Genomic DNA, 24,160 nt, shown 5'->3' with positions numbered 1-24,160 from the left:
AGCGTAGTTCAGGCGTGCGGACGATTTCCCTGGAGCACGGCGCAGAGGTCCCCCGATCGGATCAGCATCTTTTCCGATCAAAGGACCTCGGTGATCCGTTCAGCGGCCTCCGGCGCTCCGCCGGCGGCCTCCCACGGCCCCGGCGAAGCGCCGGAGGCCGGCCCGCCCCTACGGCCCGTCAGGCCTCGAACGGGCGGGCCGGCCACGGCGCCCCGGCCGGGCGCAGCGACTCGATCCCGTCACCGGCGAGGACCGCCGCGAGCGAGAGGACACCCACCACGAGGCAGTTGTTGTGCAGCTCCCCCGCGAGGACGCCCCGTACCAGCTCCTGGAGCGGCACCCGGGCCAGCTCCATGTCGGCCTCCTCCTCGGAGACCTCGAAGCGCTCCCCGTCGGCCTCGGAGAGATTCCGGGCCAGGAAGATCCGTACGGCTTCGTCGCAGCCGCCCGGCGTGGTGTAGACGTCGGTCAGCACCCGCCAGTCCTCGGCCTTGACGTACGCCTCCTCGTAGAGCTCGCGCTGGGCCGCGTGCAGCGGGTTCTCGCCGGGGACGTCGAGCAGTCCGGCCGGGATCTCCCAGAGCCTGTGGCGCACCGGGTGGCGGTACTGCCGCAGCACGACGACCCGGCCTTCGTCGTCGAGCGCGAGCACGGCGACCGAGCCCGGATGGACCTGGTAGTCGCGGCGTACGACCGTGCCGTCCGGCATCACCACTTCTTCGGTGCGGACGCTGGTCTTGTTGCCGGTGAAGGGCGTCTCGGTCGCGGTGACCTGCCACTCCTCGGGCGTGTCCTGGAAACCCATCTACGTCCTCCCACGAAAAACAGAAACCGGGGTACGCATCCTCAGTGGATCCGTACCCCGGTCAACGTTAATGCCTGTGCGGCGCCGGACTACTTGCCCGACGTGGTGCCCTGCCCGTCACCGGCCGCGGCGCCCGTCTTGCGCTCGACGGCCGCCTTCACCAGGCCCGCGAAGAGCGGGTGCGGGCGGGTCGGGCGGGAGCGCAGCTCCGGGTGCGCCTGGGTGGCGACCAGGTAGGGGTGGATCTCGCGCGGGTACTCGACGTACTCGACGAGCTTGTTGTCCGGGGAGGTGCCGGAGAAGACCAGACCGGCCTTCTTCTCCAGCTCGGCCCGGTAGGCGTTGTTGACCTCGTAGCGGTGGCGGTGACGCTCCTCCACGTACGGCTGGCCGTCGTACGCCTCGCGGACCAGCGAGCCCTCGGCGAGCTTCGCCGGGTACAGGCCGAGCCGCATGGTGCCGCCGAGGTCGCCCGCGCCCTCGACGTACGCCAGCTGCTCCTCCATCGTCGAGATGACGGGGTGCGAGGTGGCGGCGTCGAACTCGGTGGAGTTGGCGTCGGGGATCTCTGCGAGGTTGCGCGCGGCCTCGATCACGATGCACTGGAGGCCGAGGCACAGGCCGAGCAGCGGCACCTTGTTCTCGCGGGCGTACTGGATGGCGCCGATCTTGCCGTTGACACCGCGGTCGCCGAAGCCACCGGGGACGCAGATCGCGTCGACGTCACCGAGCTGCTTCGCGGCACCCGACGGGGTCTTGCAGTCGTCCGAGGCGACCCACTTGACCTTGACCCGGGCCTTGTTGGCGAAGCCGCCGGCCCGGATGGCCTCGGTGACCGAGAGGTAGGCGTCGGGCAGGTCGATGTACTTGCCGACGAGCGCGACGGTGATCTCGTGGTCGGGGTTGTGAACACGGTCCAGCAGGTCGTCCCACGTCGTCCAGTCGACGTCGCGGAACGGCAGGTCGAGCTTGCGCACGACGTAGGCGTCCAGACCCTCGGTGTGCAGCACCTTCGGGATGTCGTAGATCGACTTGGCGTCCACGCAGGCCACCACGGCGGCCTCGTCGACGTCGCACATCAGCGAGATCTTGCGCTTGATGGCGGTCGGTACGTCGCGGTCGGCGCGCAGCACGATGGCGTCGGGCTGGATACCGATGTTGCGCAGCGCGGCGACGGAGTGCTGGGTCGGCTTGGTCTTGAGCTCGCCGGACGGGCCGATGTAGGGCAGCAGCGAGATGTGCACGACGAAGACGTTGTCCCGGCCGACCTCGTGGCGGACCTGGCGGACGGTCTCCAGGAACGGCAGCGACTCGATGTCGCCGACCGTGCCGCCGACCTCGGTGATGACTACGTCGACGTCGTCGGTGGCCATGCGGCGGATGCGGTGCTTGATCTCGTTGGTGATGTGCGGGATGACCTGCACGGTGTCACCGAGGTACTCGCCGCGCCGCTCCTTGGCGATCACCTGCGAGTAGACCTGGCCGGTGGTGACGTTGGCGGAGCCGTCGAGGTCGACGTCGAGGAAGCGCTCGTAGTGGCCGATGTCCAGGTCGGTCTCGGCACCGTCGTTGGTGACGAACACCTCACCGTGCTGGAACGGGTTCATCGTGCCCGGGTCGACGTTGAGGTACGGGTCGAGCTTCTGCATGGTGACCCGAAGGCCGCGCGCCTTGAGCAGGGCACCGAGGCTGGAGGCAGTCAGACCCTTGCCGAGGGAAGAGGCGACACCCCCGGTGACGAAGATGTGCTTGGTCGTCGTGGATGTGGGCTGCATAGCCAAAGGGGGCTCCCGTGGTCGCGATCGTGAGGTGCGTACCGGCGATTTCATCCGGAGACTCCGGAGGCGCCGTCGCTGCGGTTCGGGGGCCTCGTCTGCGGTTGCGGACGACCACCGGTCCACGGGCTACCAGGGTATCAGCGCCGAGGGGACCCTGCTTCCGGCCGTATCGGGACGCCCACCTCGCATGATCACCACGAGTGTCCGTACACACACCCGTTCGGGCCAGACCGGTTGTCAAGACCGTCGCGCGGATCATCGGAGTGCGTCGTATCCTGCTCGGACACTTGCCCCGGGCGAGGTGACGCGTTCGCAGGTTCCCCCACAACAACCCCTTGCGACGACCTCTTTACCCGCAGTAATGCCCTACGGGGCGACATGGCCGTTCGACTGGAGATGCACGTGGCCGGGCGCATCGAGGATTACGCACTCATCGGAGACATGCAGACCGCCGCCCTGGTCTGCCGGGACGGCACAGTGGACTGGCTGTGCCTTCCCCGCTTCGATTCGCACGCCGTCTTCGCGGGACTGCTGGGTACCGAGGAGCACGGCTTCTGGCGCCTGGGTCCGGCGCGGGCGGACGGGACGGAGCCGCCGTCCGCGGACCGCCGCCGCTACCGCGGGGACTCCCTCATCCTGGAATCGGAGTGGGACACACCACGCGGAACGGTCAGAGTGACCGATTTCATGCCGCCGCGTGACGGTGCGCCCCAGGTGATCCGGATCGTGGAAGGGATCAGCGGCCGGGTGCCGATGCGCTCGGAGCTGCGCATGCGGTTCAGTTACGGCCGGGTCACCCCATGGGTGCACAAGGTCGACGGCCGCACGGTCGCCGTCGCCGGTCCGGACTCCGTCTGGCTGGACACCCCCGCCGACACGTACGGCGAGAACCTCACGACGTACTCCGACTTCACGGTGGCGCCGGGTGACCGGATCGCGTTCACGATCAGCTGGCAGCCCTCGCACCACGGCCCGCCGGCCCTGCCGGACCCGGAGGGTTCGCTGGACGCGACCGGGGACTTCTGGCGCGAATGGGTCGAGCAGTGCACGTACCACGGGCCCTACCGCGAGGCCGTGGTCCGCTCCCTGATCACCCTCAAGGCCCTGACGTACGCGCCGACCGGCGGCATCGTCGCCGCGCCGACCACCTCCCTGCCGGAGGACATCGGCGGCTCCCGGAACTGGGACTACCGCTACACCTGGCTGCGCGACGCCGCGATCACGCTCTCCTCGCTGCTGCGCACCGGCTACCGCGAGGAGGCCCGCGCCTGGCGCGAGTGGCTGCTGCGGGCGGTCGCCGGCGACCCGGAGAACCTGCAGATCATGTACGGCATCGCGGGCGAGCGCGAGCTGGGCGAGGCCGAGCTGGACTGGCTGCCCGGTTACGAGAACTCCGGCCCGGTCCGGGTCGGCAACGGCGCCGCGGGCCAGCTCCAGCTGGACGTGTACGGCGAGGTCATCGAGGCACTGCACCTCGCCCACATGACCGGCCTGACCCGCAACGACTACGCCACGGGCCTCCAGCTCAAGCTGATCGAGTACCTGGAGAAGCACTGGGAGGAGCCGGACGAGGGCATCTGGGAGGTACGCGGGCCGCGCCGCCATTTCGTCCACTCGAAGGTGATGGCCTGGGTCGCCGTCGACCGCACCATCAAGCTCATCGAGTCCGGGGACGCGGAAGGGCCGCTGGAGCGGTTGCGCGAGCTGCGCGACGACATCCACCGCGATGTCTGCGAGCGGGGCTACGACCCCGAGCGCAACACCTTCACCCAGTCCTACGGTTCGAAGGAACTGGACGCCTCGCTGCTGCTGATCCCGCAGATGGGCTTCCTGCCGCCGGACGACAAGCGCGTGATCGGCACGATCGAGGCGATCCAGCGCGAGCTGTCCACCGAGGACGGCTTCGTGCTGCGCTACCCCACCTCGGGCGAGGACGCGGGCGTCGACGGCCTGGAGGGCGACGAGGGCGCGTTCCTGGCCTGCTCGTTCTGGCTGGCGGACGACCTGGCGATGATCGGCCGGGTCGACGAGGCACGCCAGCTCTTCGAGCGGCTGCTGAACCTGCGCAATGATCTGGGCCTGCTCGCGGAGGAGTGGGACTCCCGGTTGCAGCGCCAGGTGGGGAACTTCCCGCAGGCCTTCAGCCACGTGCCGCTGATCGACACGGCGCTGCGCCTCACGGCGAGCGGGGCGTACGTCGGCTGACCGGGGATCCGTGCCCCGCGACCGAGCAGGTCCTCTTCCTCGCGCGCAGGACCGCCCCGGCCGCCACCCGAGTGGCGGCCGGGGTCCGGCCAACGGCCGGCCGGACGACCGGTCCTCAGCCCGCGGTCCCGGATTTGATGAGCGGCACGTCCCGCGTGAGCTCCCGGAACCCGACGCCGAAGTACAGTCCGCGCGCCTGGGGATGCCCCGGCGCACCCAGGCAGGCAACCGTCGCATGAGTGGCCCCGGCCGCCCGCGCCAGACGCATCCCGTGCAGAAGCATCGCCCTGCCCAGCCCCTGACGCCGGTAGTCCGGGTGCGTCCCGACCGGCTCGAACTCGACGGTCCTGTTCGCTTCGTCGAGCCACATGATCGTCGAGGATGCCATCGTTCCGTCCGGCGCCTCCACCAGGATGTGCAGGTCGCCGCGGTACGCCGCCGTCCGCCGGACGCCCTCGTAGCCCTCGGCCGTGTACGTCGAGGGGGCCCAGGCGTCCGGATGGGCCTGGACCGCGGCCTTCGGCCCGGCCTCGTCGGCGGTGCGGAACCGGAATCCGTCGGGCAACACCGGCCGTTCCACGTCGGTGAGGTCCCGCTCGTTGAGCTGGGTCCAGGACCCGGCGTCGCCGAGCGAGGCCGGGTCGGTCTCGTAGCCGTGCGCCGCCCATCGCTTCAGGGCGAACCCGTCGGCGGCGCTCGGCAGCACCGTACGCTCGGTGCCCGCCGCCGTATCGTCGTACCAGTCGATCACCTCGTCGACCAGCCCGGCGTGGTCGGGTGGACCTGATACGCCAGGTAGGCGCCGATGACGTCCTTCACCGATCCGTCGCTCCGCCTCGCCCGGTGCGGAAGACTGGCCCAGCCCCACGCCACCAGGTCCCCGCCGGAGAACCACAGCCGACGCGGCCGGCCCGCACCCTCGTCGGCGTGCCCCCTGCCCCAGTTCCAGGCCGGCTCGCCGTAGGTCGCGTCGCTGTTCACCAGGTCCGGGCGGGTGGCGGTGACACGCTGTGCCAGAGCCTGCATGAGCTGCACGTCCGCGGCGGTCACGAGCTCGAAGTTCGCCATGGTGTGCCACTGTGTCAGCGCACCGCGAAGCCGTCGAACCGTATTCCGGGCCGGACGGCCATGTCCCCGATCACGCCGGCCGGCTGCGGGACCTACGCCCCGGTCACGACGGGCAACCCCGACGGCAGCCCCCACTCGCTCCAGGACCCGTCGTACACGGCCTGTCCGCGGTACCCCGCCAGCTCGGCCCCCAGCGCCAGGACGCACGCGGTGACACCCGATCCGCAGCTGAGGACCAGTCGCCCGCGCTCGCCCGCGAGGGCGGCGAACACGGCGCGCAGCTCATCCGCCGGACGCATCCGCCCGTCGCGCTGGATCTCGCCGAAGGGCAGGTTGACCGCCCCCGGCATATGTCCGCCGCGCAGCCCCGGCCGGGGCTCGGCGACGGCGCCGGTGAACCGGTCCCGGGCACGGGCGTCGAGGACCGCCGCGGCGGGGTCGGCCAGGGCCGCCGCCACCTCCTCGCTGCCGACGAACATCCCCGCGCGCGGCCGAGCGGTGAAGTCACCGGGTGTCGCGGCGGGCGCGGGCCGGGCGTTCTCCAGCGGCAGCCCGGCGCCGGCCCAGGCGGGCAGGCCGCCGTCGAGCACCGCGACCCGGCCGAAGCCCATCGCCCGCAGCATCCACCAGGCCCGCGCGCTGGAGTAGATGCCCGCGCCGTCGTACACGACGACGGTGTCGGAGTCGTTCACGCCGAGGGAGCGCAGCTCCTCGGTGAACCGGCCGGCGTCGGGCATCGTGTGCGGCAGCGGTCCGGAGTGGTCGGACAGCGCCCCGTCGATGTCGAAGGCCCGCGCTCCGGGGATCCGCCGCTCGATGCCCCGGTGCGCGCCGACCGAGGCGTCGAGGACCGACAGTCCCGGCCGGCCGAGCCGCCGCGCCAGCCAGTCGGCCCCGACCAGCGGGCCGGGAGGCTCCTGACTGCTTGCGTACGTCGGTGCGTCGTCGCCCACGGCTGCTCCTGGTCCGGGTCCGGATGTGAGGGCCACTCGGCCCCGACCGCGCGGCGTCCACAAGATCGCAGCGGCGCTCGTCCCGTGTCAACAGCCCTTCGACGGTCCCCGGACCGTCGAAGGGCCCTGACCGGCGCCGCCTCCCCCGGGTGCGGGCTTCCCCCCTCCGGCTCCCCCGACGACGCCTCGGGCGCCCGGGGCCGGTACCTTCCTGAATCAGGGCGATCGCCCGTCCGACCCGAGTGAAGCGCGAGGCCAGAGCCAGTGGAGACCCAAGGCGGAATCACCGTGCAGCGAGCCCTGGAGCTGCCGGGGCTGCGCGGCGGGCTCCCGGAGGTGGTGGCCGGCGCGGACCGGCTGAACCGTACGGTGCGGTGGGTGCACGCGGGCGAGGTCCCCAATATCGCCTCGCTGCTCAAGGGCGGTGAACTGCTGCTCACCACCGGTCTCGGGCTCGGCACCCGCCCCGCCGAGCAGCGCGCCTTCGTCCGCAGGCTCGCCGACCGCCAGATCGCCGCCCTGGTGGTGGAGCTCGGCCCGCGCTTCAGCAGGCTGCCGGCGTCGATAGTGGACGCCGCCCGCACCGCGGGTCTGCCACTGGTGCAGCTGCACCGCGAGGTGCCGTTCGTGACGGTGACCGAGGAGATCCACACCGAGATCGTCAACGGTCACTACGCACTGCTGCGGCAGGCCGAGGACGTACACCGACGCTGCACGGAGGCGCTGCTCGGCGGCGGCGGGGTGCCCCAGGTGCTCGGCATCCTGGCGGACTTCACGGCCAACCCGGTCTTCCTGGAGACGGCGGACGGCCAACTGCTGTACGCGGCGGGCCCCGGGTCCGGCCCGGTCTCCGCCGATCCGCTCCAGGTGTGGGACGGGATGCGCGGCGGCCGGGCGGCCCGTGAGACACCGCCCACCGGTTCGGTGCTGGTGGATGTGCCGGGCGGCGGACCCGGCACCGGTTCGGTACGGGCCAGGCTGGTGCTGCTGGCCGTGTCCGGGCCGCTGGTGACCGTGCACCGGATGGCGGCGGAGCGAGCGGCGGGGATTCTCGCCGTCGTGCTGATGCAGGCCCGCCAGGAGGAGGAGCTCGCGGCCCGTGGCCGGGGCGACTTCCTGACCGATCTCGCCGAGGGCCGGATCGCGCCGGAGGACGCGCCCGCGCAGGCCCGCGTGCTGGGCTTCAAGCCGGCCGACATGCCGCTGCTGCCGGTCGTGATGCGGCTGGCCCCCGAGCTTTCGGTGTCCGGGAACTGGGCGTTGCTGGCACGCGCGGTGCTGGAGGAGCTCTCGTCGGTGGGTGTGCCGGTGCTGCTGGGCGTGCGGCCCGTGGAGGGCCGGGTACCGGTGCTCCTCGGACTGCGGTCCGAGACGGAGCGCACGGCGGTCGCGGACCGGGTCGCGGCGGCGCTGCGGGCCGGTGTGGAGCGGGCCGGGCTGGAGCGGGCCGGATCGCATCCGCCGGTCGTGGTGGTGGGCGTGGCGGGCGGCTGGGCGACGGCCGGCGCGGGGCTGCGGCACGCCGCCGAGACGGCGACGGCGGCGCACGGTCTCAGCGACCGCCCCTGGTACGACGCCCGGCGCCTCGACATCGACCTGTTGCTGTGGCGGCTGCGGGACCACCCGGACCTGGCGGCATTCGTGGACCGGGCGATCGGCCCGCTGCGCGATCACGACCGCACCTCGCGCCCGGTGCTGCTGCCGACGCTGGAGACGTATCTGGCCCACGCGGGCCGCAAGGCGGAGACGGCGCGGGAGCTGCATCTGAACCGTCAGACGCTGTACAACCGGCTGGCCCGGATCGGCGAACTGCTCGGCACCGACCTGGACGACCCCCAGGCGGTGCTGGCACTGAGCCTGGCTCTCCGGGCCCGCCGCCACACCTCTTAGCCGGCCCGGTCGAGCGGCTCACCGCGTCCGTGCCGCCAACGGCTGGGTCAACTCGTCGTACACACTGAGCACTTGGGCGATCGTGTCGTCCTCGGTCGGCCAGCTCTCGGCCTGCGCGAGCCCGGCGGCCGCCATTTCCTCGCGCCGCCGGGGATCCCCGAGCAGCCGGGCCACCACCCGCGCGAGCGCCTCCGCGTTCCCGTACGGCACGAGTTCCGCCGCGTCCCCCACGAGTTCGGGCACCCCGCCGACCGCGGTGGCGACCAGCGGGACGCCGAGCCGCAGCGCTTCCTGGGCCAGTACCGAACGCGCCTCCCAACTGCTGGACAGCACGGCCAGATCCGCCGCGGCGAGCAGTTCGGCGCGGTCGTCGCGGCTGCCGACGAGCCGGACGGGCAGTTCCTCGCTCCTGATCCGGCGCTGCAGAGCGGACCGCTCCCGCCCCTCGCCCACGAGGAGCAGGAGCGGTGCCGGGTCGAGGTCCCGCCACAGCCGCGAGGCGTCGAGCAGTGTGCCGTATCCGTGATGCGGTACGAGACTCCCACAGGAGATGATCAACGGCCGTTCCACCAGCCCGAGTTCGGCCCGCGCCTTGCCCGCGTGGGCGGCGGCGCGCAGGCGGGGTACGGGGGCGGAGACCGGCGCGAGTCGCGCGTCGCGCGCTCCCCGGCGCCGCGCCCGGTCGACCAGGTCCGATGTGGTACCGAGCACAACTGCCGCCGCACGGGCGGCCCTTCGCTCCATCAGCCGGATCAGCCGGCTGCGGGCCCCTTCGGCGTGGGCGCGGGCGTGCCAGGTGACGACCAGCGGAACGCGCCGGCCGCCGAGCGCGAGGGCGGCGCGCACGGCGGCGTGCGATCCGTGCGCGTGGACGACGTCCGCCGTCATGCATGCGGTGCGCAGGGCGGCGACGGAGGCCGGGTCGCTGCGCCGCGGCACGGGCGCGAAACAGGCCCCCGCACCGGAGTAGTCGTAGGCGTGGTCCAGTTCTGCCGGGGCGCAGACGGTGACGTGCACGCCTCTCGCCACCAGTCCCGCGGCCAGCGAGCCGACGTGGGCACTGCTGCCCGCGCTGCCGCCGCCCAGGACTTGGACCGTACGCAACTGTGACACGTTGAATGGCTCCCGGGGCTCCCGAGTCGGCGGTGATTGCACCGCCAAGGATGCCAGTCCGTACGCACGTTCCGGCACAGTCGGGCCGTCGTTGCGGCCTGTACAACAACAACCGGACGCCGCCTACCACTCGCACGGGTGAGAAACCGGCGCATTGTTGTCCGGCCCGCCCCGCGGCTTCCTCCGTCAGCGCTCCGACAGCACCCGGGCCAGCCGGCTGATCCGGTCCCCGTACACCGCCGCCGTGACCAGTGCGGCGGCATGCGCGACGAGTCCGGCCCGGCCGCGGCCCGCGGCGATCGCGACACCGAGTGCGGCCCCCAGGGCATGGACCCCGGTGTCCCCGAGCATGGTCCGCTCCCCCAGGTCGTCGGCGACGAGCGCGGCCACGGCACCCATCGGCGCGGCGGCGAGCCCGCCCTGCGGCAGGCCGGGGGCGCCGAGGGCCAGGACGGTGGCGGCGGCCACCGCGGGCCGCACGTCCGTCAGATTGACGAGATGGGCGGTTCCGGCGATCACGACCGCGGCGAGCGCCCGGTCGACGGGCCGCTCCTTGAGCAGCGTGCCGGCCGCGAGCCCGGCGGCCCCGATCCCGAAGAGCTTCACCGCGCCGCTGGTCACCTCGCCGTCCCGCAGCGCACCCAGATGGGCCCGGAACCCGCGGCGGGGATCGTCCGCGCCGACGAGGTCGTCGTACGCGCCGCAACCGCCGGCCGCCAGTACGGCGAGCATGGCGGCGCACCGGGTACGGGCCGGCAGCGGGAGGACGACCGCTCCGGCCGCGGTACCGAGGACGGCGGCCGGCCCCGCGTGCAGATCGACGGTACGGCCCGCGTAGTTGGTGCGCTGCCGGTCGGGGCGCGGCCTGGCCCGCAGCGCCCGGTACACACCTCCCGCGACGGCGGCGGCGACGGCACCGGACATCACGGACCTGCGCAATGCTGCTCCCATGCGCGCCAGACTACGCAGCGGCCCGCCGGGGCCGCCCGGCGGGCCGTTCCCGTGGCCGGGCCGGAGCCCCCGCCCGCTACCCGTCCGACCGCGCCGCGGCCAGCAGTTCCTCCGCGTGGGCCCGCGCCGTCTGGGAGTCCTCCTGGCCCGCGAGCATCCGGGACAGCTCCCGCACCCGGTCCTCGCCCTCCAGGACCGTGACCCCACTGCTGGTCACCGACCCGTCGACGGTCTTCTCGACCAGCAGCTGCCGGTCCGCGAAGGCCGCCACCTGCGGCAGATGTGTGACGACGACGACCTGGGCGGACCTGGCGAGCTTCGCGAGCCGCCGCCCGACCTCGACCGCGGCCTTGCCGCCGACGCCCGCGTCGACCTCGTCGAAGAGGTACGTGGGTACGGGGTCGGCGCCCGCGAAGACCACCTCGACGGCGAGCATCACCCGGGACAGCTCACCGCCCGACGCCCCCTTGGCGATCGGTCGCGGCTGGGCGCCGGGGTGCGGGGCCAGCAGCAGCTCGACCTCGTCGGCGCCGGACGGCCCGTAGACCACGCTCCGCCCGTCGATCTCGATGCCGGACGCCTCGTCGGCCGCCTCGGTCTGCCGGATGTCGAAGGAGACCCGGGCGTGCGGCATGGCCAGCGAGGCCAGCTCCGCGGTCACCGCTTCGGCGAAGAGCGCGGCCGCCCGGTTGCGCGCGTCGGTCAACGCCTGGCCGAGGACGGAGAGTTCGGCCCGCAGCGCGTCGCGTTCGACCGTCAGCTCGCCGATCCGGTCGTCGTCGCCCTCCAGCTCGGTGAGCCGGGCGGCGCCCTCCTGGGCCCAGGCGAGCACGGCGCCGATGTCCTCGCCGTACTTCCGGGTGAGCGCGGTGAGCGCGGCGCGCCGCTCCTCCACCGCGGCGAGCCGCAGCGGGTCGGCGTCCAACTGGTCGGCGTACCCGGCCAGTTCGCCCGCCACGTCGGAGAGCAGGATCGAGATCTCACCGATCCGGTCGGCGAGCGCAGCCAGTGCCGGATCGTGGGCGCGCACGGCGTCCAGGGACCGTCCGGCGGCCGCCACCACGGTCGTCGCGTCGACGCCCTCGGGGTCCTCCGGATTGCCCGCGAGCGCGGTGTGCGCGAGGGCCGCGGCGGAAGCCAGCGCCTCCGCGTGGCCGAGCCGCTCGGCCTCGGCGGCGAGATCGGCGTCCTCACCGGCCAGGGGTTCGACCGCGGCGATCTCGCCCAGTCCGAAGCGCAGCAGATCGGCTTCCTGGGCGCGTTCACGGGCCCGCGTCGTCAGCTCGTCGAGCTCCGTGACGACGGCCCTCAGCCGCCGGTGGGCCGCCGCGTACTCGGCGTGCGGCACGGCGACGCCGTCGCCCGCGTAGCGGTCGAGCGCCTGCCGCTGCCGGGCGGGCTTGAGCAGCCCCTGCTGGTCGGTCTGGCCGTGCACGGCGACGAGTTCGTCGGCGAGTTCGGCGAGCACCCCGACGGGCACGGACCGGCCGCCGAGATGCGCCCGGGAGCGCCCCTCCGCGGAGACGGTACGGCTGATCAGCAGCGCGCCGTCCTCGATCTCGGCCCCGGCCTCCTCCGCCCGCAGGGCGACGGTGTCACCGCCGGACACCGTGATCCGCCCCTCGACGACGGCGGCCTTGGACCCGATCCGTACCAGGGCGGGGTCGGCGCGCCCGCCGAGCAGCAGCCCGAGGCTGGTGACGACCATGGTCTTGCCCGCGCCGGTCTCACCCGTCACCGCGGTGAAACCGGGTGACAGCTCCACCACCGCGTCGTCGATGACTCCGAGCGACCGTATCCGCATCTCCTCCAACACGGACACGACCTTACGAGGTCCTGACCCCGATGTGCGACGGACCCCGCCCCGGGGCCACTCTCCCGGGTATGCGCACAGCATTCGCAACACCTCCGGGGGAAGGTCCGCCGGTCAGTGCGGTGCGCCCCGCCACCCCGAGACCGGCAGGGCGAATTTCGCGACCAGCCGGTCCGTGAACGAGGCGTGGTGCAGCCGCGCCAGCCGTACGGGCACCGCGCCGCGCCGCACCTCGACCCGGGCTCCCGCGGGCAGTTCCACGGTCCTGCGCCCGTCGCACCACAGCACCCCGTGCGGGGTGTGCTGCTGGACCTCGACGGCGAGCACGGACGTCGGGGAGGTCACCAGCGGTTTGGCGAACAGCGCGTGGGCGCTGATCGGCACCATCAGCAGCGCCTCGACCTCGGGCCAGACGACGGGGCCGCCCGCCGAGAAGGCGTAGGCGGTCGATCCGGTCGGGGTCGCGCAGACGATCCCGTCGCAGCCGAAGCCGGTCACGGGACGGCCGTCGATCTCCAGGACGACCTCCAGCATCCGCTCGGGCGACACCTTCTGCACGGCCGCTTCGTTGAGCGCCCAGTCGGTGTGGACGATGTCGCCGTTGCTGTGCACGAGGACGTCGAGCGTCATGCGTTCCTCGACCTGGTACGCCCGGGTGACGACCCGGTCGACGACCTTGTCCAGGTCGTCCCGCTCGGCCTCGGCGAGAAAACCGACCCGGCCGAGGTTGACGCCGAGCATCGGCACCCCGGAGGCGCGGGAGAACTCGGCGCCGCGCAGCAGCGTCCCGTCCCCGCCGAGCACGATCAGCAGTTCACAGCCGTCCACGGCCTTGGGCGTGGTGTCCGTGACCGTCTCGACGGACGGCGGCAGCGGCAGATCGGCCGCCTCGGTGGCCAGCACCCGGACGCCCAGGCCGCTGCGCAGCAACCCCTGTACGACCAGTTCGGCACTGCGGATCGCGGCCGGACGGCCGGTGTGTGCCAGAAGAAAGACAGTTCGTGCCGCATTCGTCGTCAACGAGGCCCCTCCGCCACTGCACGGTCGACATCTGCGGGATCCAGCTCAGGTGCTCCTGCCCGCAGCCAGAGAAAGTACTCGACATTTCCCGCGGGCCCCGGCAGCGGGCTCGCCGTCACCCCCCGTACCCCGAGCCCCAGCGCCCAGGCCCGGCGCGCCACCTCCCGTACCGCTTCGGCCCGCAGCTCGGGGCTGCGCACCACGCCGCCGCTGCCCAGCCGCTCCTTGCCGACCTCGAACTGCGGCTTGACCATGAGGACCAGATCCGCGTCGGGGGCGATGCAGCGCGCCAGGGCGGGCAGGACCAGACCCAGCGGGATGAACGACAGGTCGCCGACCACCAGGTCCACCGGCTGTCCGTCGATCGCCTCCAGCGTCAACTCCCGTACGTTGGTACGGTCCTTGACGGTGACGCGCTCATCGGACCGGAGCGACCAGGCGAGCTGGCCGTAGCCGACGTCGACGGCGACGACATGACCGGCGCCGGCCCGCAGGAGCACATCGGTGAAGCCACCGGTCGACGCCCCGGCGTCCAGGGCCCGCCGGCCCTCGACCTCCAGCCCGAGCGGCACGAAGGCCGCGAGGGCGCCCGCGAGCTTGTGCCCGCCGCGCGAGACGTACCCGGGGTCGCTGTCGTCCTCGGTCACGACGACGGCGGCGCTGGTCTCGACCTGGGTGGCGGGTTTGGTCGCGGTGTTCCCGCCGACGGTCACCCGCCCTGCGGCGATCAGCTGGCTCGCGTGCTCGCGCGAGCGTGCGAGCTTGCGGTGGACCAGCTCGGCGTCGAGGCGGCGGCGTGCCACTCTTGCCACGTTCGGTTCAGCTCCTGTTGTTGTGCGGGGGCATCGGTGCGGGTACCGGTGCGGGTGCGGGCCTGGCGTCCAGCGCGGTCAGCGTTTCGCGCAGCCCGCGGTGTACATCCTCATACACCTCGATGTGTCCGTCCGCCGGGAGGTGGTCCGCATCGGCGAGACGCTCCAGCTCCGCGTCCACCCCGGCGTTGCCGGTGGGGGTGCGTGCGACGCCGAGGGGTGCGGGCGCGGCGGGGTCGAGCGGGGCCCCGGCGGCCGGGGCCGCACCCCCGCCGGACGGGACCTCCGCCTCGCTCCCGGGCACTGTTCCGGCTGCCGTCCCCGGTTCCGGCATCGAGTCGCTCATGCGGGAAACGCTACCGCGAAGGGCTGCGGTACCGTCGATCACAATGGCGACCATGGCGGAGTGCCGCAGCGCACTCGACAGACTTTCCGACAGCCTCGCGGGGGCCGACGGCGACGTGCGCAGCGCGGCTGCCCTCGACCGCTCGCTGAGCTGCCACATCAAGGACCTCGACATCACCTTCACCGGCCGGCTGACCGATGGCCGGATCCAGGTCCTGGACACGGTCGAAGGACCGCCCCGCGAGAAGGCCGAGATCCGGCTCGCGATGACCGGCGACGACCTGGTGGCCATGGTGGACGGCGACCTGAATTTCGCCAAGGCATGGGGTTCGGGCCGGGTCCGCCTGGAGGCCGGCTTCCGCGACCTGCTGAGACTCAGGTCGCTGCTGTAGGCGGGACGGACCGGTCTTGCGCCGAGCGCCGCGTCAGCCCCCGGCCGACGCCCCGGCGGAAGCCTTGCCCCGCACGCCCGCCCCGTCGCCGCGCGGCTTGCGCGCGGCCGGTACCACCAGCGGGGTCCCGGTCTCCGGATCGTCGATGACCTGGCAGCTCAGCCCGAAGACCCGCTCCACCAGTTCCGCGGTGACGACCTCGCCCGGTGCCCCTTCGGCGATCACCTCGCCCTCCCGCATCGCGATGAGGTGGGTGGCGTACCGCGCGGCGTGATTCAGATCGTGCAGGACGGCCACCAGGGTGCGCCCCTGCGTCTCGTGCAGCTCCGCACAGAGGTCGAGCACGTCGATCTGGTGCTGGATGTCGAGGTACGTCGTCGGCTCGTCGAGCAGCAACAGCGGCGTCTGCTGGGCGAGCGCCATGGCGATCCAGACACGCTGCCGCTGCCCGCCGGACAATTCGTCGACATAACGATCGGCGAGCGCACCGACTCCGGTCGCCGCCATCGATTCCTCGACAATGCGTTCGTCGTCCGGCGACCACTGGCGCAACAGCCCCTGGTGCGGGTACCGGCCGCGCCCGACCAGGTCGGCGACGGTGATGCCGTCCGGCGCGATGGAGGACTGCGGCAGCAGCCCCAGCGTCCTGGCGACCTTCTTCGCCGGCATCCCGTGGATCGTCTGCCCGTCCAGGAGCACCCGCCCGCTGTCCGGCTTCAGCATCCGCGAGAGCGCGCGCAACAGGGTCGACTTGCCACAGGCGTTGGGGCCGACGATCACCGTGAACGAGTTGTCGGGAATCTCGACCGAGAGATTCTCCGCGATGACCCGCCGGTCGTAGCCGAGGGTCACCGAGTCCGCGGTGAGGCGCTGCATGGTCGTACTCCCGGAGTCGGAGGTGATCGGGTGCGGGACGACGACACACCGAGCAGAGACAAAGTTAGGTTAGCCTACCCTCTTTTTGTGGTGCCTGCCCGGAGCCTCCCGCTACAGCCCCAGCCTGGCGACCGCCTTGCCGGCGTCCAGCCCGCACGAACCGTCCCCGGCGTGCGACCAGGCCGCCCCGCAGAGCGCCCGAAGCCCGTCGAGTACGTCCCCGTCCCCCTCCAGCGCCAGCTCGCCCCCGCGCACCGAAGCCGCCCAGCCCCCGCACACGAAGCCGTCGCCGCTCTCGGCCACCTCGGGCTGCCCGGTCAGCAGCCCCCGCAGATCCGCGTCCACATACGTCGGCCGGTGCTTCGGCACGGCCGCCACCAGCTGCGCCGCGTCCGTCACCCCGGTGAGCACCAGCAGGGAGTCCACGCCGCCGTTGAACGCGCCCTCGATGTCCGTGTCCAGCCGGTCGCCGACCACCAGCGGGCGCTCGGCCCCGGTCCGCAGCACCGTCTCCCGGTGCATCGGCGGCAACGGCTTCCCGGCGACCTGCGGCTCGGCCCCGGTGGCAATCCGGACGACTTCCACCGCCGCCCCGTTCCCCGGTGCGATTCCCCGGGCACTCGGAATCGTCAGATCCGTGTTGGACGCGAACCACGGCACCCCGCGCGCGATCGCGTACGCGGCCTCGGCAAACCGCCCCCAGGCCATGTCGGGTCCGCCGTATCCCTGAGCCACCGCCACCGGCTCGTCGTCCGCGGATTCCACCGGCACCAGACCGCGCTCCCGCAGCGCGACCCGCAGCCCCTCGCCACCCACCACCAGCACCCGGGCCCCGGCGGGCAGCTGGTCGGCCATCAGCCGGGCGACCGCCTGCGCCGAGGTGATCACATCGGCGGGCTCCGCCGGAACGCCGAGTTCGGTCAGGTGCCCGGCCACAGCGGCCGGCGTCCGCAGGGCGTTGTTGGTCACGTACGCCAGATGCATCCCGCCGTCCCGCGCCGCCCCCAGCGCGTCGACGGCGTGGCCGATCGCGTGGCCGCCCGCGTACACCACCCCGTCGAGATCGAGCAGCGCCGTGTCGTACGCCTCGTTCAACGCGGTGCTGCTGCCGCTGGGCCTGGTCCTGCTCGCCTGACTCATTCTTTGCGCTCCTCGTTGCATGCTTCTGTCCCGATCATCGCGCATCCCGGCCGCGCACATACGATGCAGAAATGAAGACATCAGGCCGGGCCGGCCAGGGACTGCGTCTGATCCCGTTCCGTGGACTGCGATACGTCCCCGAGCGGGTCGGCAGTCTTGCCGCGGTGACCTCACCGCCGTACGACGTCGTCGTGCGGCCCGACGGACTGCACCACCTGGAGTCGGCGGACCCGTACAACATCGTCCGGCTGATACTGCCGCAGGCGGACACGGCCTCGGCCCGCCACGAGCAGGCGGCGCAGACCCTGAACCGCTGGCTGGCCGAGGGCGTCCTCGCGCCGGACAGCGAGCCCGCTCTGTACGTCTACGAGCAGCGCAACGCCGAGATCCTGCAACGCGGGATCGTCGGAGCCCTGGCGCTCTCCGCCCCCGGGGACGGCATCGTGCTGCCGCACGAGGACGTGATGGCCCATGTCGTCGAGGACCGGGCCGACCTGATGCGCACCACCGCCGCCCACTTCGAACCACTGCTGCTCACCTACCGCAGCGACGGCGACGGCGACGGCCCGGGAGCGACCGCCGTCATCGAGCGGACCACGGAGCGCCCACCGCTGCTCGCCACCACCACCGAGGACGGCTACCGCCACCGGCTCTGGGCGGTCACCGACCCGGCCGACCGCGCCGAGATCGAGACCGATCTCGCCCACCACCAGGCCCTGATCGCCGACGGCCACCATCGCTGGGCCACCTACCTCCGCCTCCAGCAGGAGCACACCACTCCGGGCCCCTGGGACTTCGGCCTGGTCCTGCTCGTCGACACGGCCCGGTACCCGCTCCGGGTCCGCGCCATACACCGGCTGCTGCACCGTCTCCCGGCCGCCGACGCACTCGCCGCAGTGAAGGGCCTCTTCCGCATCCGCGACCTGGACGGGCCGCTCCCCCGGGCCCTGGACGCACTCGCCGAGGCGGCCGCCGAGGGCAACGCGTTCCTGCTCGCCGGCGACGGCGGCTTCCATCTCATCGACCGCCCCGACCCCGGACTGCTGTCCCGCACGATCCCCGCCGACCGCCCGACCGCCTGGCAGACCCTCGACGCGACGGTCCTGCACGCGGCCCTGCTCGACCACGTCTGGAAGATCCCCGACGCCCCGGAACACATCGCGTACATCCACGACACCGCGGCCGCCGTCGAACAGGCCGAGCGTCACAACGCGACGGCGGTCCTGATGCATCCGGTACGCGAGGAAGTCGTCCGGGACCTCGCCCGGCAGGGCGTCACCATGCCCCGCAAGTCGACCTCCTTCGGCCCCAAGCCGGCCACCGGCCTGGTCCTGCGAAGCCTCGACCTCGACTGAGCGCAGGCAGCAAAAAAGGGCGGCACCCCGGGTGGGGTGCCGCCCTTCTTCACGCCTTACGCCTCAGGCGTACGGTCCTTGTCCTGGTCCTCGTCCCCGTCCCCGTCCCCGTCCGTGCGGTTGTCGTCCTCGTCCTCGTCCTCGTCGAGGGCATCGACGAACTCGACACCGTCCATCTCGGCCAGCCGGTCGGACGCATCGGTGGAGCCGTCCTTGTCGGCCTCCAGCGCCTTCCCGAACCACTCACGCGCCTCGTCCTCACGCCCCGCCGCCAACAACGCGTCGGCGTACGCGTAGCGCAGTCGGGCCGTCCACGGGTGCACGGCGTTCGAGGCGAGCTCGGAGCTCTGCAGCGTGACGATGGCCGCATCGAGCTGCCCCATGTCCCGACGAGCCCCGGCAGCCACCAGACGCATCTCGACCTGCCCGGCCTTGTCGAGCTTCTGCACCTCGGGCTCGCCGGCCATGGCCATCGCCCGCTCGGGCCGCCCGAGCCCGCGCTCGCAGTCGGCCATGACGGGCCACAGCTCCACGGACCCGGTCATCCGCTTGGCGGCCCGGAACTCCGCCAGCGCCTCCGAGTACTTCTGCGTCGCGTACGCGGCAAACCCGGCAGCCTCACGCACCGCAGCGACCCGCGAGGCCAGCCGGAGCGCGATCCGCGAATACGCGTACGCCTGCTCCGGGTCCTCGTCGATCAGCCGGGCCACCATGACGAGGTTGCGCGAGACATCCTCGGCCAGGGTCTTCGGCAGGCTCATCAGCTCCTGCCGCACATCCTTGTCGATCTCGTCACCGGTGACGTCCTCGGGAATCGGAAGCCGCTTGATGGGCTCACGGTCCCGGTCGTCCCGCCGCTCGTACCCACCACGGTCGTCGCGCCCACGGTAGCCACCCCGGCCACCACGGTCGTCCCGCTGCCCGCGGTACCCCCCGCTACGGCTGTCGTCGCGCCGGAAGCCGCCGCCGGAGCCGCCACCACGGCTGTCATCACGACGGAACCCACCACCACTGCGGCTGTCATCGTCGCGACGAGGGCCACGCGGCCGGTCGTCACGCCGCTCGAACCCACCCGAAGGACGCCCACCCCGATCGTCATCACGACGCGGCCCACGGAACCCACCACGCTCATCGTCCCGACGCGGCCCACGGTCCCGATCACGGTCCCGGTCGTCACGACGGAACCCACCACCGGAACCGCCACCACGGCTGTCGTCCCGACGGAACCCACCACCGCTACGGCTGTCGTCGCGCCGGAAGCCGCCGCCGGAGCCGCCACCACGGCTGTCATCACGACGGAACCCACCACCACTGCGGCTGTCATCGTCGCGACGAGGGCCACGCGGCCGGTCGTCACGCCGCTCGAACCCACCCGAAGGACGCCCACCCCGATCGTCATCACGACGCGGCCCACGGAACCCACCACGCTCATCGTCCCGACGCGGCCCACGGTCCCGATCACGGTCCCGGTCGTCACGACGGAACCCACCACCGGAACCGCCACCACGGCTGTCGTCCCGACGGAACCCACCACCGCTACGGCTGTCGTCGCGCCGGAAGCCGCCGCCGGAACCTCCACCACGGCTGTCATCACGACGGAACCCACCACCACTGCGGCTGTCATCGTCGCGACGAGGGCCACGCGGCCGGTCGTCACGCCGCTCGAACCCACCCGAAGGACGCCCACCCCGATCGTCATCACGACGCGGCCCACGGTCGCGGTCGCGGTCGTCGCGGCGGAAGCCGCCGCCGGAGCCGCCACCACGGTTGTCATCACGCCGGAAGCCACCGCCACCACGGCTGTCGTCGCGCCGGAAGCCGCCGCCGGAGCCGCCACCACGGTTGTCGTCGCGACGCGGTCCCCGGTCACGGTCACGATCGTCGCGGCGGAAGCCACCGCCACCGCTTCCACCGGTGGGCCGGCTGTCGTCGCGCCGGTAGCCACCGCGGTCGTTGTCCCTGCGCGGTCCGCCGGAGCGGTCATCGCGACGGCCGCTGAAGCCGCCTCGGTCACCACCGTCCCGGCGACGCGGCTCGCGCTCCGAACGATCGTCGGGAGAGTTGGTGGACATCGGCGTGACTCCTTCATCGGGTACTACAAGACATTCTGGCGCAGCCGGACATCCGACGCGCTTCGGCAAAAACAAAAGGACCCTTGGTCCCAGCGTGAACGCTGGGACCAAGGGTCCTTGAAAGATTGTTCGGCGGCGTCCTACTCTCCCACAGGGTCCCCCCTGCAGTACCATCGGCGCTGAAAGGCTTAGCTTCCGGGTTCGGAATGTAACCGGGCGTTTCCCTAACGCAATGACCACCGAAACCCTATCGGGTTCTAGCGAACAAGCACACTTTTCAATTAAGTAGTGAAGCTGTTCAACCGGTGCGACTGTTCGCAACCCGGGAACAACACAGTGGACGCGAGCAACTGAGGACAAGCCCTCGGCCTATTAGTACCAGTCAGCTCCACCCGTTACCGGGCTTCCACATCTGGCCTATCAACCCAGTCGTCTACTGGGAGCCTTAACCCTTCAAGAGGGTGGGAATACTCATCTCGAAGCAGGCTTCCCGCTTAGATGCTTTCAGCGGTTATCCTTTCCGAACGTAGCCAACCAGCCATGCCCTTGGCAGAACAACTGGCACACCAGAGGTTCGTCCGTCCCGGTCCTCTCGTACTAGGGACAGCCCTTCTCAATATTCCTACGCGCACAGCGGATAGGGACCGAACTGTCTCACGACGTTCTAAACCCAGCTCGCGTACCGCTTTAATGGGCGAACAGCCCAACCCTTGGGACCGACTCCAGCCCCAGGATGCGACGAGCCGACATCGAGGTGCCAAACCATCCCGTCGATATGGACTCTTGGGGAAGATCAGCCTGTTATCCCCGGGGTACCTTTTATCCGTTGAGCGACAGCGCTTCCACAAGCCACTGCCGGATCACTAGTCCCGACTTTCGTCCCTGCTCGACCCGTCGGTCTCACAGTCAAGCTCCCTTGTGCACTTACACTCAACACCTGATTGCCAACCAGGCTGAGGGAACCTTTGGGCGCCTCCGTTACTCTTTAGGAGGCAACCGCCCCAGTTAAACTACCCATCAGACACTGTCCCTGATCCGGATCACGGACCCAGGTTAGACATCCAGCACGACCAGAGTGGTATTTCAACGACGACTCCACAACCACTGGCGTGGCCGCTTCAAAGTCTCCCACCTATCCTACACAAGCCGAACCGAACACCAATATCAAACTGTAGTAAAGGTCCCGGGGTCTTTCCGTCCTGCTGCGCGAAACGAGCATCTTTACTCGTAGTGCAATTTCACCGGGCCTATGGTTGAGACAGTCGAGAAGTCGTTACGCCATTCGTGCAGGTCGGAACTTACCCGACAAGGAATTTCGCTACCTTAGGATGGTTATAGTTACCACCGCCGTTTACTGGCGCTTAAGTTCTCAGCTTCGCCGACCCGAAAGTCAGCTAACCGGTCCCCTTAACGTTCCAGCACCGGGCAGGCGTCAGTCCGTATACATCGCCTTACGGCTTCGCACGGACCTGTGTTTTTAGTAAACAGTCGCTTCTCGCTGGTCTCTGCGGCCACCCCCAGCTCATGGAGTAAACCCACTCACCAGTGATGGCCCCCTTCTCCCGAAGTTACGGGGGCATTTTGCCGAGTTCCTTAACCATAGTTCACCCGAACGCCTCGGTATTCTCTACCTGACCACCTGAGTCGGTTTAGGGTACGGGCCGCCATGAAACTCGCTAGAGGCTTTTCTCGACAGCATAGGATCATCCACTTCACCACAATCGGCTCGGCATCAGGTCTCAGACTATATGCACGACGGATTTGCCTACCGTGCGTCCTACACCCTTACCCCGGGACAACCACCGCCCGGGCTGGACTACCTTCCTGCGTCACCCCATCGCTTACCTACTACAAGTCTGGTTCATCGGCTCCACCACTACCCTCAACTCCGAAGAGATCGGGCCGGCTTCACGGACTTAGCATCGCCTGATTCAGTATTGGGCGTTTCAAAGCGGGTACCGGAATATCAACCGGTTGTCCATCGACTACGCCTGTCGGCCTCGCCTTAGGTCCCGACTTACCCTGGGCAGATCAGCTTGACCCAGGAACCCTTAGTCAATCGGCGCACACGTTTCTCACGTGTGTATCGCTACTCATGCCTGCATTCTCACTCGTGAACCGTCCACAACTCGCTTCCGCGGCTGCTTCACCCGGCACACGACGCTCCCCTACCCATCCACACAGGCGTTGGCCCTTCATGTGTGAATGACACGACTTCGGCGGTACGCTTGAGCCCCGCTACATTGTCGGCGCGGAATCACTTGACCAGTGAGCTATTACGCACTCTTTCAAGGGTGGCTGCTTCTAAGCCAACCTCCTGGTTGTCTCTGCGACTCCACATCCTTTCCCACTTAGCGTACGCTTAGGGGCCTTAGTCGATGCTCTGGGCTGTTTCCCTCTCGACCATGGAGCTTATCCCCCACAGTCTCACTGCCGTGCTCTCACTTACCGGCATTCGGAGTTTGGCTAAGGTCAGTAACCCGGTAGGGCCCATCGCCTATCCAGTGCTCTACCTCCGGCAAGAAACACACGACGCTGCACCTAAATGCATTTCGGGGAGAACCAGCTATCACGGAGTTTGATTGGCCTTTCACCCCTAACCACAGGTCATCCCCCAGGTTTTCAACCCTGGTGGGTTCGGTCCTCCACGAAGTCTTACCTCCGCTTCAACCTGCCCATGGCTAGATCACTCCGCTTCGGGTCTTGAGCGTGCTACTGAAACGCCCTATTCGGACTCGCTTTCGCTACGGCTTCCCCACACGGGTTAACCTCGCAACACACCGCAAACTCGCAGGCTCATTCTTCAAAAGGCACGCAGTCACGACTGCATGTGCAAGCACACACAGCGACGCTCCCACGGCTTGTAGGCACACGGTTTCAGGTACTATTTCACTCCGCTCCCGCGGTACTTTTCACCATTCCCTCACGGTACTATCCGCTATCGGTCACCAGGGAATATTTAGGCTTAGCGGGTGGTCCCGCCAGATTCACACGGGATTTCTCGGGCCCCGTGCTACTTGGGTGTCTCTCAAACGAGCCGTCAATGTTTCAGCTACGGGGGTCTTACCCTCTACGCCGGACCTTTCGCATGTCCTTCGCCTACATCAACGGTTTCTGACTCGTCTCACGGCCGGCAGACCGCAAAAGAGAGATCCCACAACCCCGCATGCGCAACCCCTGCCGGGTATCACACGCATACGGTTTGGCCTCATCCGGTTTCGCTCGCCACTACTCCCGGAATCACGGTTGTTTTCTCTTCCTGAGGGTACTGAGATGTTTCACTTCCCCTCGTTCCCTCCACACTGCCTATGTGTTCAGCAGCGGGTGACAGCCCATGACGACTGCCGGGTTTCCCCATTCGGACACCCCCGGATCAAAGCTCGGTTGACAGCTCCCCGGGGCCTATCGTGGCCTCCCACGTCCTTCATCGGTTCCTGGTGCCAAGGCATCCACCGTGCGCCCTTAAAAACTTGGCCACAGATGCTCGCGTCCACTGTGCAGTTCTCAAGCAACGACCAGCCACCCATCACCTCACCCTTGCAGGCGAGTTCACTGGGGCCGGCGTTTGAAGG

19 protein-coding genes and 2 rRNA genes are annotated in these 24,160 nt (G+C 70.2%); 4 read left to right on the top strand and 17 right to left on the bottom strand.

Annotated features, from left to right (window positions below):
- Positions 1 to 178: 178 nt before the first annotated feature.
- Complete coding sequence (locus OG611_RS18470) at positions 179 to 805, bottom strand: NUDIX hydrolase (protein WP_266421270.1); 627 nt, start codon at positions 803 to 805, stop codon at positions 179 to 181.
- A gap of 89 nt (positions 806 to 894) precedes the next feature.
- Complete coding sequence (locus OG611_RS18465) at positions 895 to 2,580, bottom strand: CTP synthase (protein WP_266421268.1); 1,686 nt, start codon at positions 2,578 to 2,580, stop codon at positions 895 to 897.
- Positions 2,581 to 2,961: 381 nt separating this feature from the next.
- Between OG611_RS18465 and OG611_RS18460 the strand changes: the two genes are divergently transcribed.
- Positions 2,962 to 4,788 (top strand): glycoside hydrolase family 15 protein, encoded by a 1,827-nt coding sequence (locus OG611_RS18460; protein WP_266421265.1) that lies wholly within the window; start codon positions 2,962 to 2,964, stop codon positions 4,786 to 4,788.
- Positions 4,789 to 4,903: 115 nt separating this feature from the next.
- On the opposite strand, the gene OG611_RS18455 is transcribed toward OG611_RS18460, so the two are convergent.
- The 3 genes from OG611_RS18455 to OG611_RS18445 all read right to left on the bottom strand — a co-directional run bounded on the left by OG611_RS18455 (position 4,904) and on the right by OG611_RS18445 (position 6,809).
- Complete coding sequence (locus tag OG611_RS18455; protein WP_266421263.1) at positions 4,904 to 5,539, bottom strand: GNAT family N-acetyltransferase; 636 nt, start codon at positions 5,537 to 5,539, stop codon at positions 4,904 to 4,906.
- The gene (locus tag OG611_RS18450) at positions 5,536 to 5,856 is read right to left on the bottom strand and encodes a hypothetical protein (RefSeq protein ID WP_266421260.1); all 321 of its coding nucleotides are present in this window, start codon (positions 5,854 to 5,856) and stop codon (positions 5,536 to 5,538) included. The genes OG611_RS18455 and OG611_RS18450 overlap by 4 nt, the downstream gene beginning before the upstream one ends.
- Before the next feature lie 92 nt (positions 5,857 to 5,948).
- Positions 5,949 to 6,809 carry a sulfurtransferase gene (locus OG611_RS18445; protein ID WP_266421257.1) on the bottom strand — a complete coding sequence of 287 codons (861 nt, stop codon included), beginning with the start codon at positions 6,807 to 6,809 and terminating at the stop codon, positions 5,949 to 5,951.
- Between the two features lie 264 nt (positions 6,810 to 7,073).
- Between OG611_RS18445 and OG611_RS18440 the strand changes: the two genes are divergently transcribed.
- On the top strand, positions 7,074 to 8,699 hold the full coding sequence (locus tag OG611_RS18440; RefSeq protein WP_266421253.1) for a PucR family transcriptional regulator: 1,626 nt from the start codon (positions 7,074 to 7,076) through the stop codon (positions 8,697 to 8,699).
- A gap of 18 nt (positions 8,700 to 8,717) precedes the next feature.
- Here the strand turns inward: OG611_RS18440 and OG611_RS18435 are convergent, their stop codons facing one another.
- The 6 genes from OG611_RS18435 to OG611_RS18410 form a co-directional block, all read right to left on the bottom strand.
- Positions 8,718 to 9,812 carry a glycosyltransferase family 4 protein gene (locus OG611_RS18435; protein WP_266421250.1) on the bottom strand — a complete coding sequence of 365 codons (1,095 nt, stop codon included), beginning with the start codon at positions 9,810 to 9,812 and terminating at the stop codon, positions 8,718 to 8,720.
- A 186-nt stretch (positions 9,813 to 9,998) separates the two neighbouring features.
- Positions 9,999 to 10,763 (bottom strand): hypothetical protein, encoded by a 765-nt coding sequence (locus OG611_RS18430; protein ID WP_266421247.1) that lies wholly within the window; start codon positions 10,761 to 10,763, stop codon positions 9,999 to 10,001.
- Between the two features lie 76 nt (positions 10,764 to 10,839).
- Positions 10,840 to 12,567 (bottom strand): DNA repair protein RecN, encoded by a 1,728-nt coding sequence (gene recN / locus OG611_RS18425; RefSeq protein WP_266425993.1) that lies wholly within the window; start codon positions 12,565 to 12,567, stop codon positions 10,840 to 10,842.
- 123 nt (positions 12,568 to 12,690) lie between these two features.
- The gene (locus tag OG611_RS18420) at positions 12,691 to 13,596 is read right to left on the bottom strand and encodes an NAD kinase (RefSeq protein WP_072484231.1); all 906 of its coding nucleotides are present in this window, start codon (positions 13,594 to 13,596) and stop codon (positions 12,691 to 12,693) included.
- The gene (locus OG611_RS18415) at positions 13,593 to 14,408 is read right to left on the bottom strand and encodes a TlyA family RNA methyltransferase (RefSeq protein WP_266421240.1); all 816 of its coding nucleotides are present in this window, start codon (positions 14,406 to 14,408) and stop codon (positions 13,593 to 13,595) included. Before OG611_RS18415 ends, OG611_RS18420 begins: the two co-directional genes overlap by 4 nt.
- A 7-nt stretch (positions 14,409 to 14,415) precedes the next feature.
- Positions 14,416 to 14,754, bottom strand: coding sequence for a hypothetical protein (locus OG611_RS18410; RefSeq protein WP_266421237.1), 339 nt, complete (start codon positions 14,752 to 14,754; stop codon positions 14,416 to 14,418).
- A 43-nt stretch (positions 14,755 to 14,797) separates the two neighbouring features.
- On the opposite strand from OG611_RS18410, the gene OG611_RS18405 reads away from it, so the two are divergent.
- Positions 14,798 to 15,145, top strand: coding sequence for an SCP2 sterol-binding domain-containing protein (locus tag OG611_RS18405; protein ID WP_266421234.1), 348 nt, complete (start codon positions 14,798 to 14,800; stop codon positions 15,143 to 15,145).
- Positions 15,146 to 15,178: 33 nt separating this feature from the next.
- Here the strand turns inward: OG611_RS18405 and OG611_RS18400 are convergent, their stop codons facing one another.
- Both OG611_RS18400 and OG611_RS18395 read right to left on the bottom strand, forming a co-directional pair.
- The gene (locus tag OG611_RS18400) at positions 15,179 to 16,021 is read right to left on the bottom strand and encodes an ABC transporter ATP-binding protein (protein WP_266421231.1); all 843 of its coding nucleotides are present in this window, start codon (positions 16,019 to 16,021) and stop codon (positions 15,179 to 15,181) included.
- Between the two features lie 111 nt (positions 16,022 to 16,132).
- Complete coding sequence (locus OG611_RS18395) at positions 16,133 to 17,161, bottom strand: HAD hydrolase-like protein (RefSeq protein ID WP_266421228.1); 1,029 nt, start codon at positions 17,159 to 17,161, stop codon at positions 16,133 to 16,135.
- Positions 17,162 to 17,232: 71 nt separating this feature from the next.
- Here OG611_RS18395 and OG611_RS18390 point away from each other — a divergent pair, with 71 nt between their 5' ends.
- Positions 17,233 to 18,516 carry a DUF1015 domain-containing protein gene (locus tag OG611_RS18390; RefSeq protein ID WP_266421225.1) on the top strand — a complete coding sequence of 428 codons (1,284 nt, stop codon included), beginning with the start codon at positions 17,233 to 17,235 and terminating at the stop codon, positions 18,514 to 18,516.
- Between the two features lie 56 nt (positions 18,517 to 18,572).
- Here OG611_RS18390 and OG611_RS18385 read toward each other — a convergent pair whose 3' ends face one another.
- From OG611_RS18385 to OG611_RS18370, 4 genes are all read right to left on the bottom strand, one after another.
- Positions 18,573 to 19,277 carry a tetratricopeptide repeat protein gene (locus OG611_RS18385; RefSeq protein WP_266425990.1) on the bottom strand — a complete coding sequence of 235 codons (705 nt, stop codon included), beginning with the start codon at positions 19,275 to 19,277 and terminating at the stop codon, positions 18,573 to 18,575.
- Entirely contained in the window at positions 19,277 to 20,230 is a 954-nt protein-coding gene (locus tag OG611_RS40655) for a hypothetical protein (RefSeq protein WP_323180205.1), read from the bottom strand. Before OG611_RS40655 ends, OG611_RS18385 begins: the two co-directional genes overlap by 1 nt.
- Before the next feature lie 485 nt (positions 20,231 to 20,715).
- A 5S ribosomal RNA gene (gene rrf / locus OG611_RS18375) occupies positions 20,716 to 20,832 on the bottom strand.
- Positions 20,833 to 20,940: 108 nt separating this feature from the next.
- Positions 20,941 to 24,064 (bottom strand): 23S ribosomal RNA (locus OG611_RS18370).
- Between the last annotated feature and the right edge of the window lie 96 nt (positions 24,065 to 24,160).

The sequence above is a fragment of the Streptomyces sp. NBC_01363 genome, from assembly GCF_026340595.1.
Taxonomy (GTDB): Bacteria; Actinomycetota; Actinomycetes; order Streptomycetales; family Streptomycetaceae; genus Streptomyces.
Note: the sequence above shows the minus strand (reverse complement) of the source record. Positions and strands in the feature narration are given on the sequence as shown.

What these genes read in the sequence shown, in the direction of transcription:
- OG611_RS18470 (WP_266421270.1), bottom strand. Translation starts at nt 805, where the DNA reads ATGGGTTTCCAGGACACGCCCGAGGAGTGGCAGGTCACCGCGACCGAG.
- OG611_RS18465 (WP_266421268.1), bottom strand. Translation starts at nt 2,580, where the DNA reads ATGCAGCCCACATCCACGACGACCAAGCACATCTTCGTCACCGGGGGT.
- OG611_RS18460 (WP_266421265.1), top strand. Translation starts at nt 2,962, where the DNA reads ATGGCCGTTCGACTGGAGATGCACGTGGCCGGGCGCATCGAGGATTAC.
- OG611_RS18450 (WP_266421260.1), bottom strand. Translation starts at nt 5,856, where the DNA reads ATGGCGAACTTCGAGCTCGTGACCGCCGCGGACGTGCAGCTCATGCAG.
- OG611_RS18430 (WP_266421247.1), bottom strand. Translation starts at nt 10,763, where the DNA reads ATGGGAGCAGCATTGCGCAGGTCCGTGATGTCCGGTGCCGTCGCCGCC.
- recN (WP_266425993.1), bottom strand. Translation starts at nt 12,567, where the DNA reads ATGCGGATACGGTCGCTCGGAGTCATCGACGACGCGGTGGTGGAGCTG.
- OG611_RS18410 (WP_266421237.1), bottom strand. Translation starts at nt 14,754, where the DNA reads ATGAGCGACTCGATGCCGGAACCGGGGACGGCAGCCGGAACAGTGCCC.
- OG611_RS18405 (WP_266421234.1), top strand. Translation starts at nt 14,798, where the DNA reads ATGGCGACCATGGCGGAGTGCCGCAGCGCACTCGACAGACTTTCCGAC.
- OG611_RS18400 (WP_266421231.1), bottom strand. Translation starts at nt 16,021, where the DNA reads ATGCAGCGCCTCACCGCGGACTCGGTGACCCTCGGCTACGACCGGCGG.
- OG611_RS18395 (WP_266421228.1), bottom strand. Translation starts at nt 17,161, where the DNA reads ATGAGTCAGGCGAGCAGGACCAGGCCCAGCGGCAGCAGCACCGCGTTG.
- OG611_RS18390 (WP_266421225.1), top strand. Translation starts at nt 17,233, where the DNA reads ATGAAGACATCAGGCCGGGCCGGCCAGGGACTGCGTCTGATCCCGTTC.
- OG611_RS18385 (WP_266425990.1), bottom strand. Translation starts at nt 19,277, where the DNA reads ATGAGCCTGCCGAAGACCCTGGCCGAGGATGTCTCGCGCAACCTCGTC.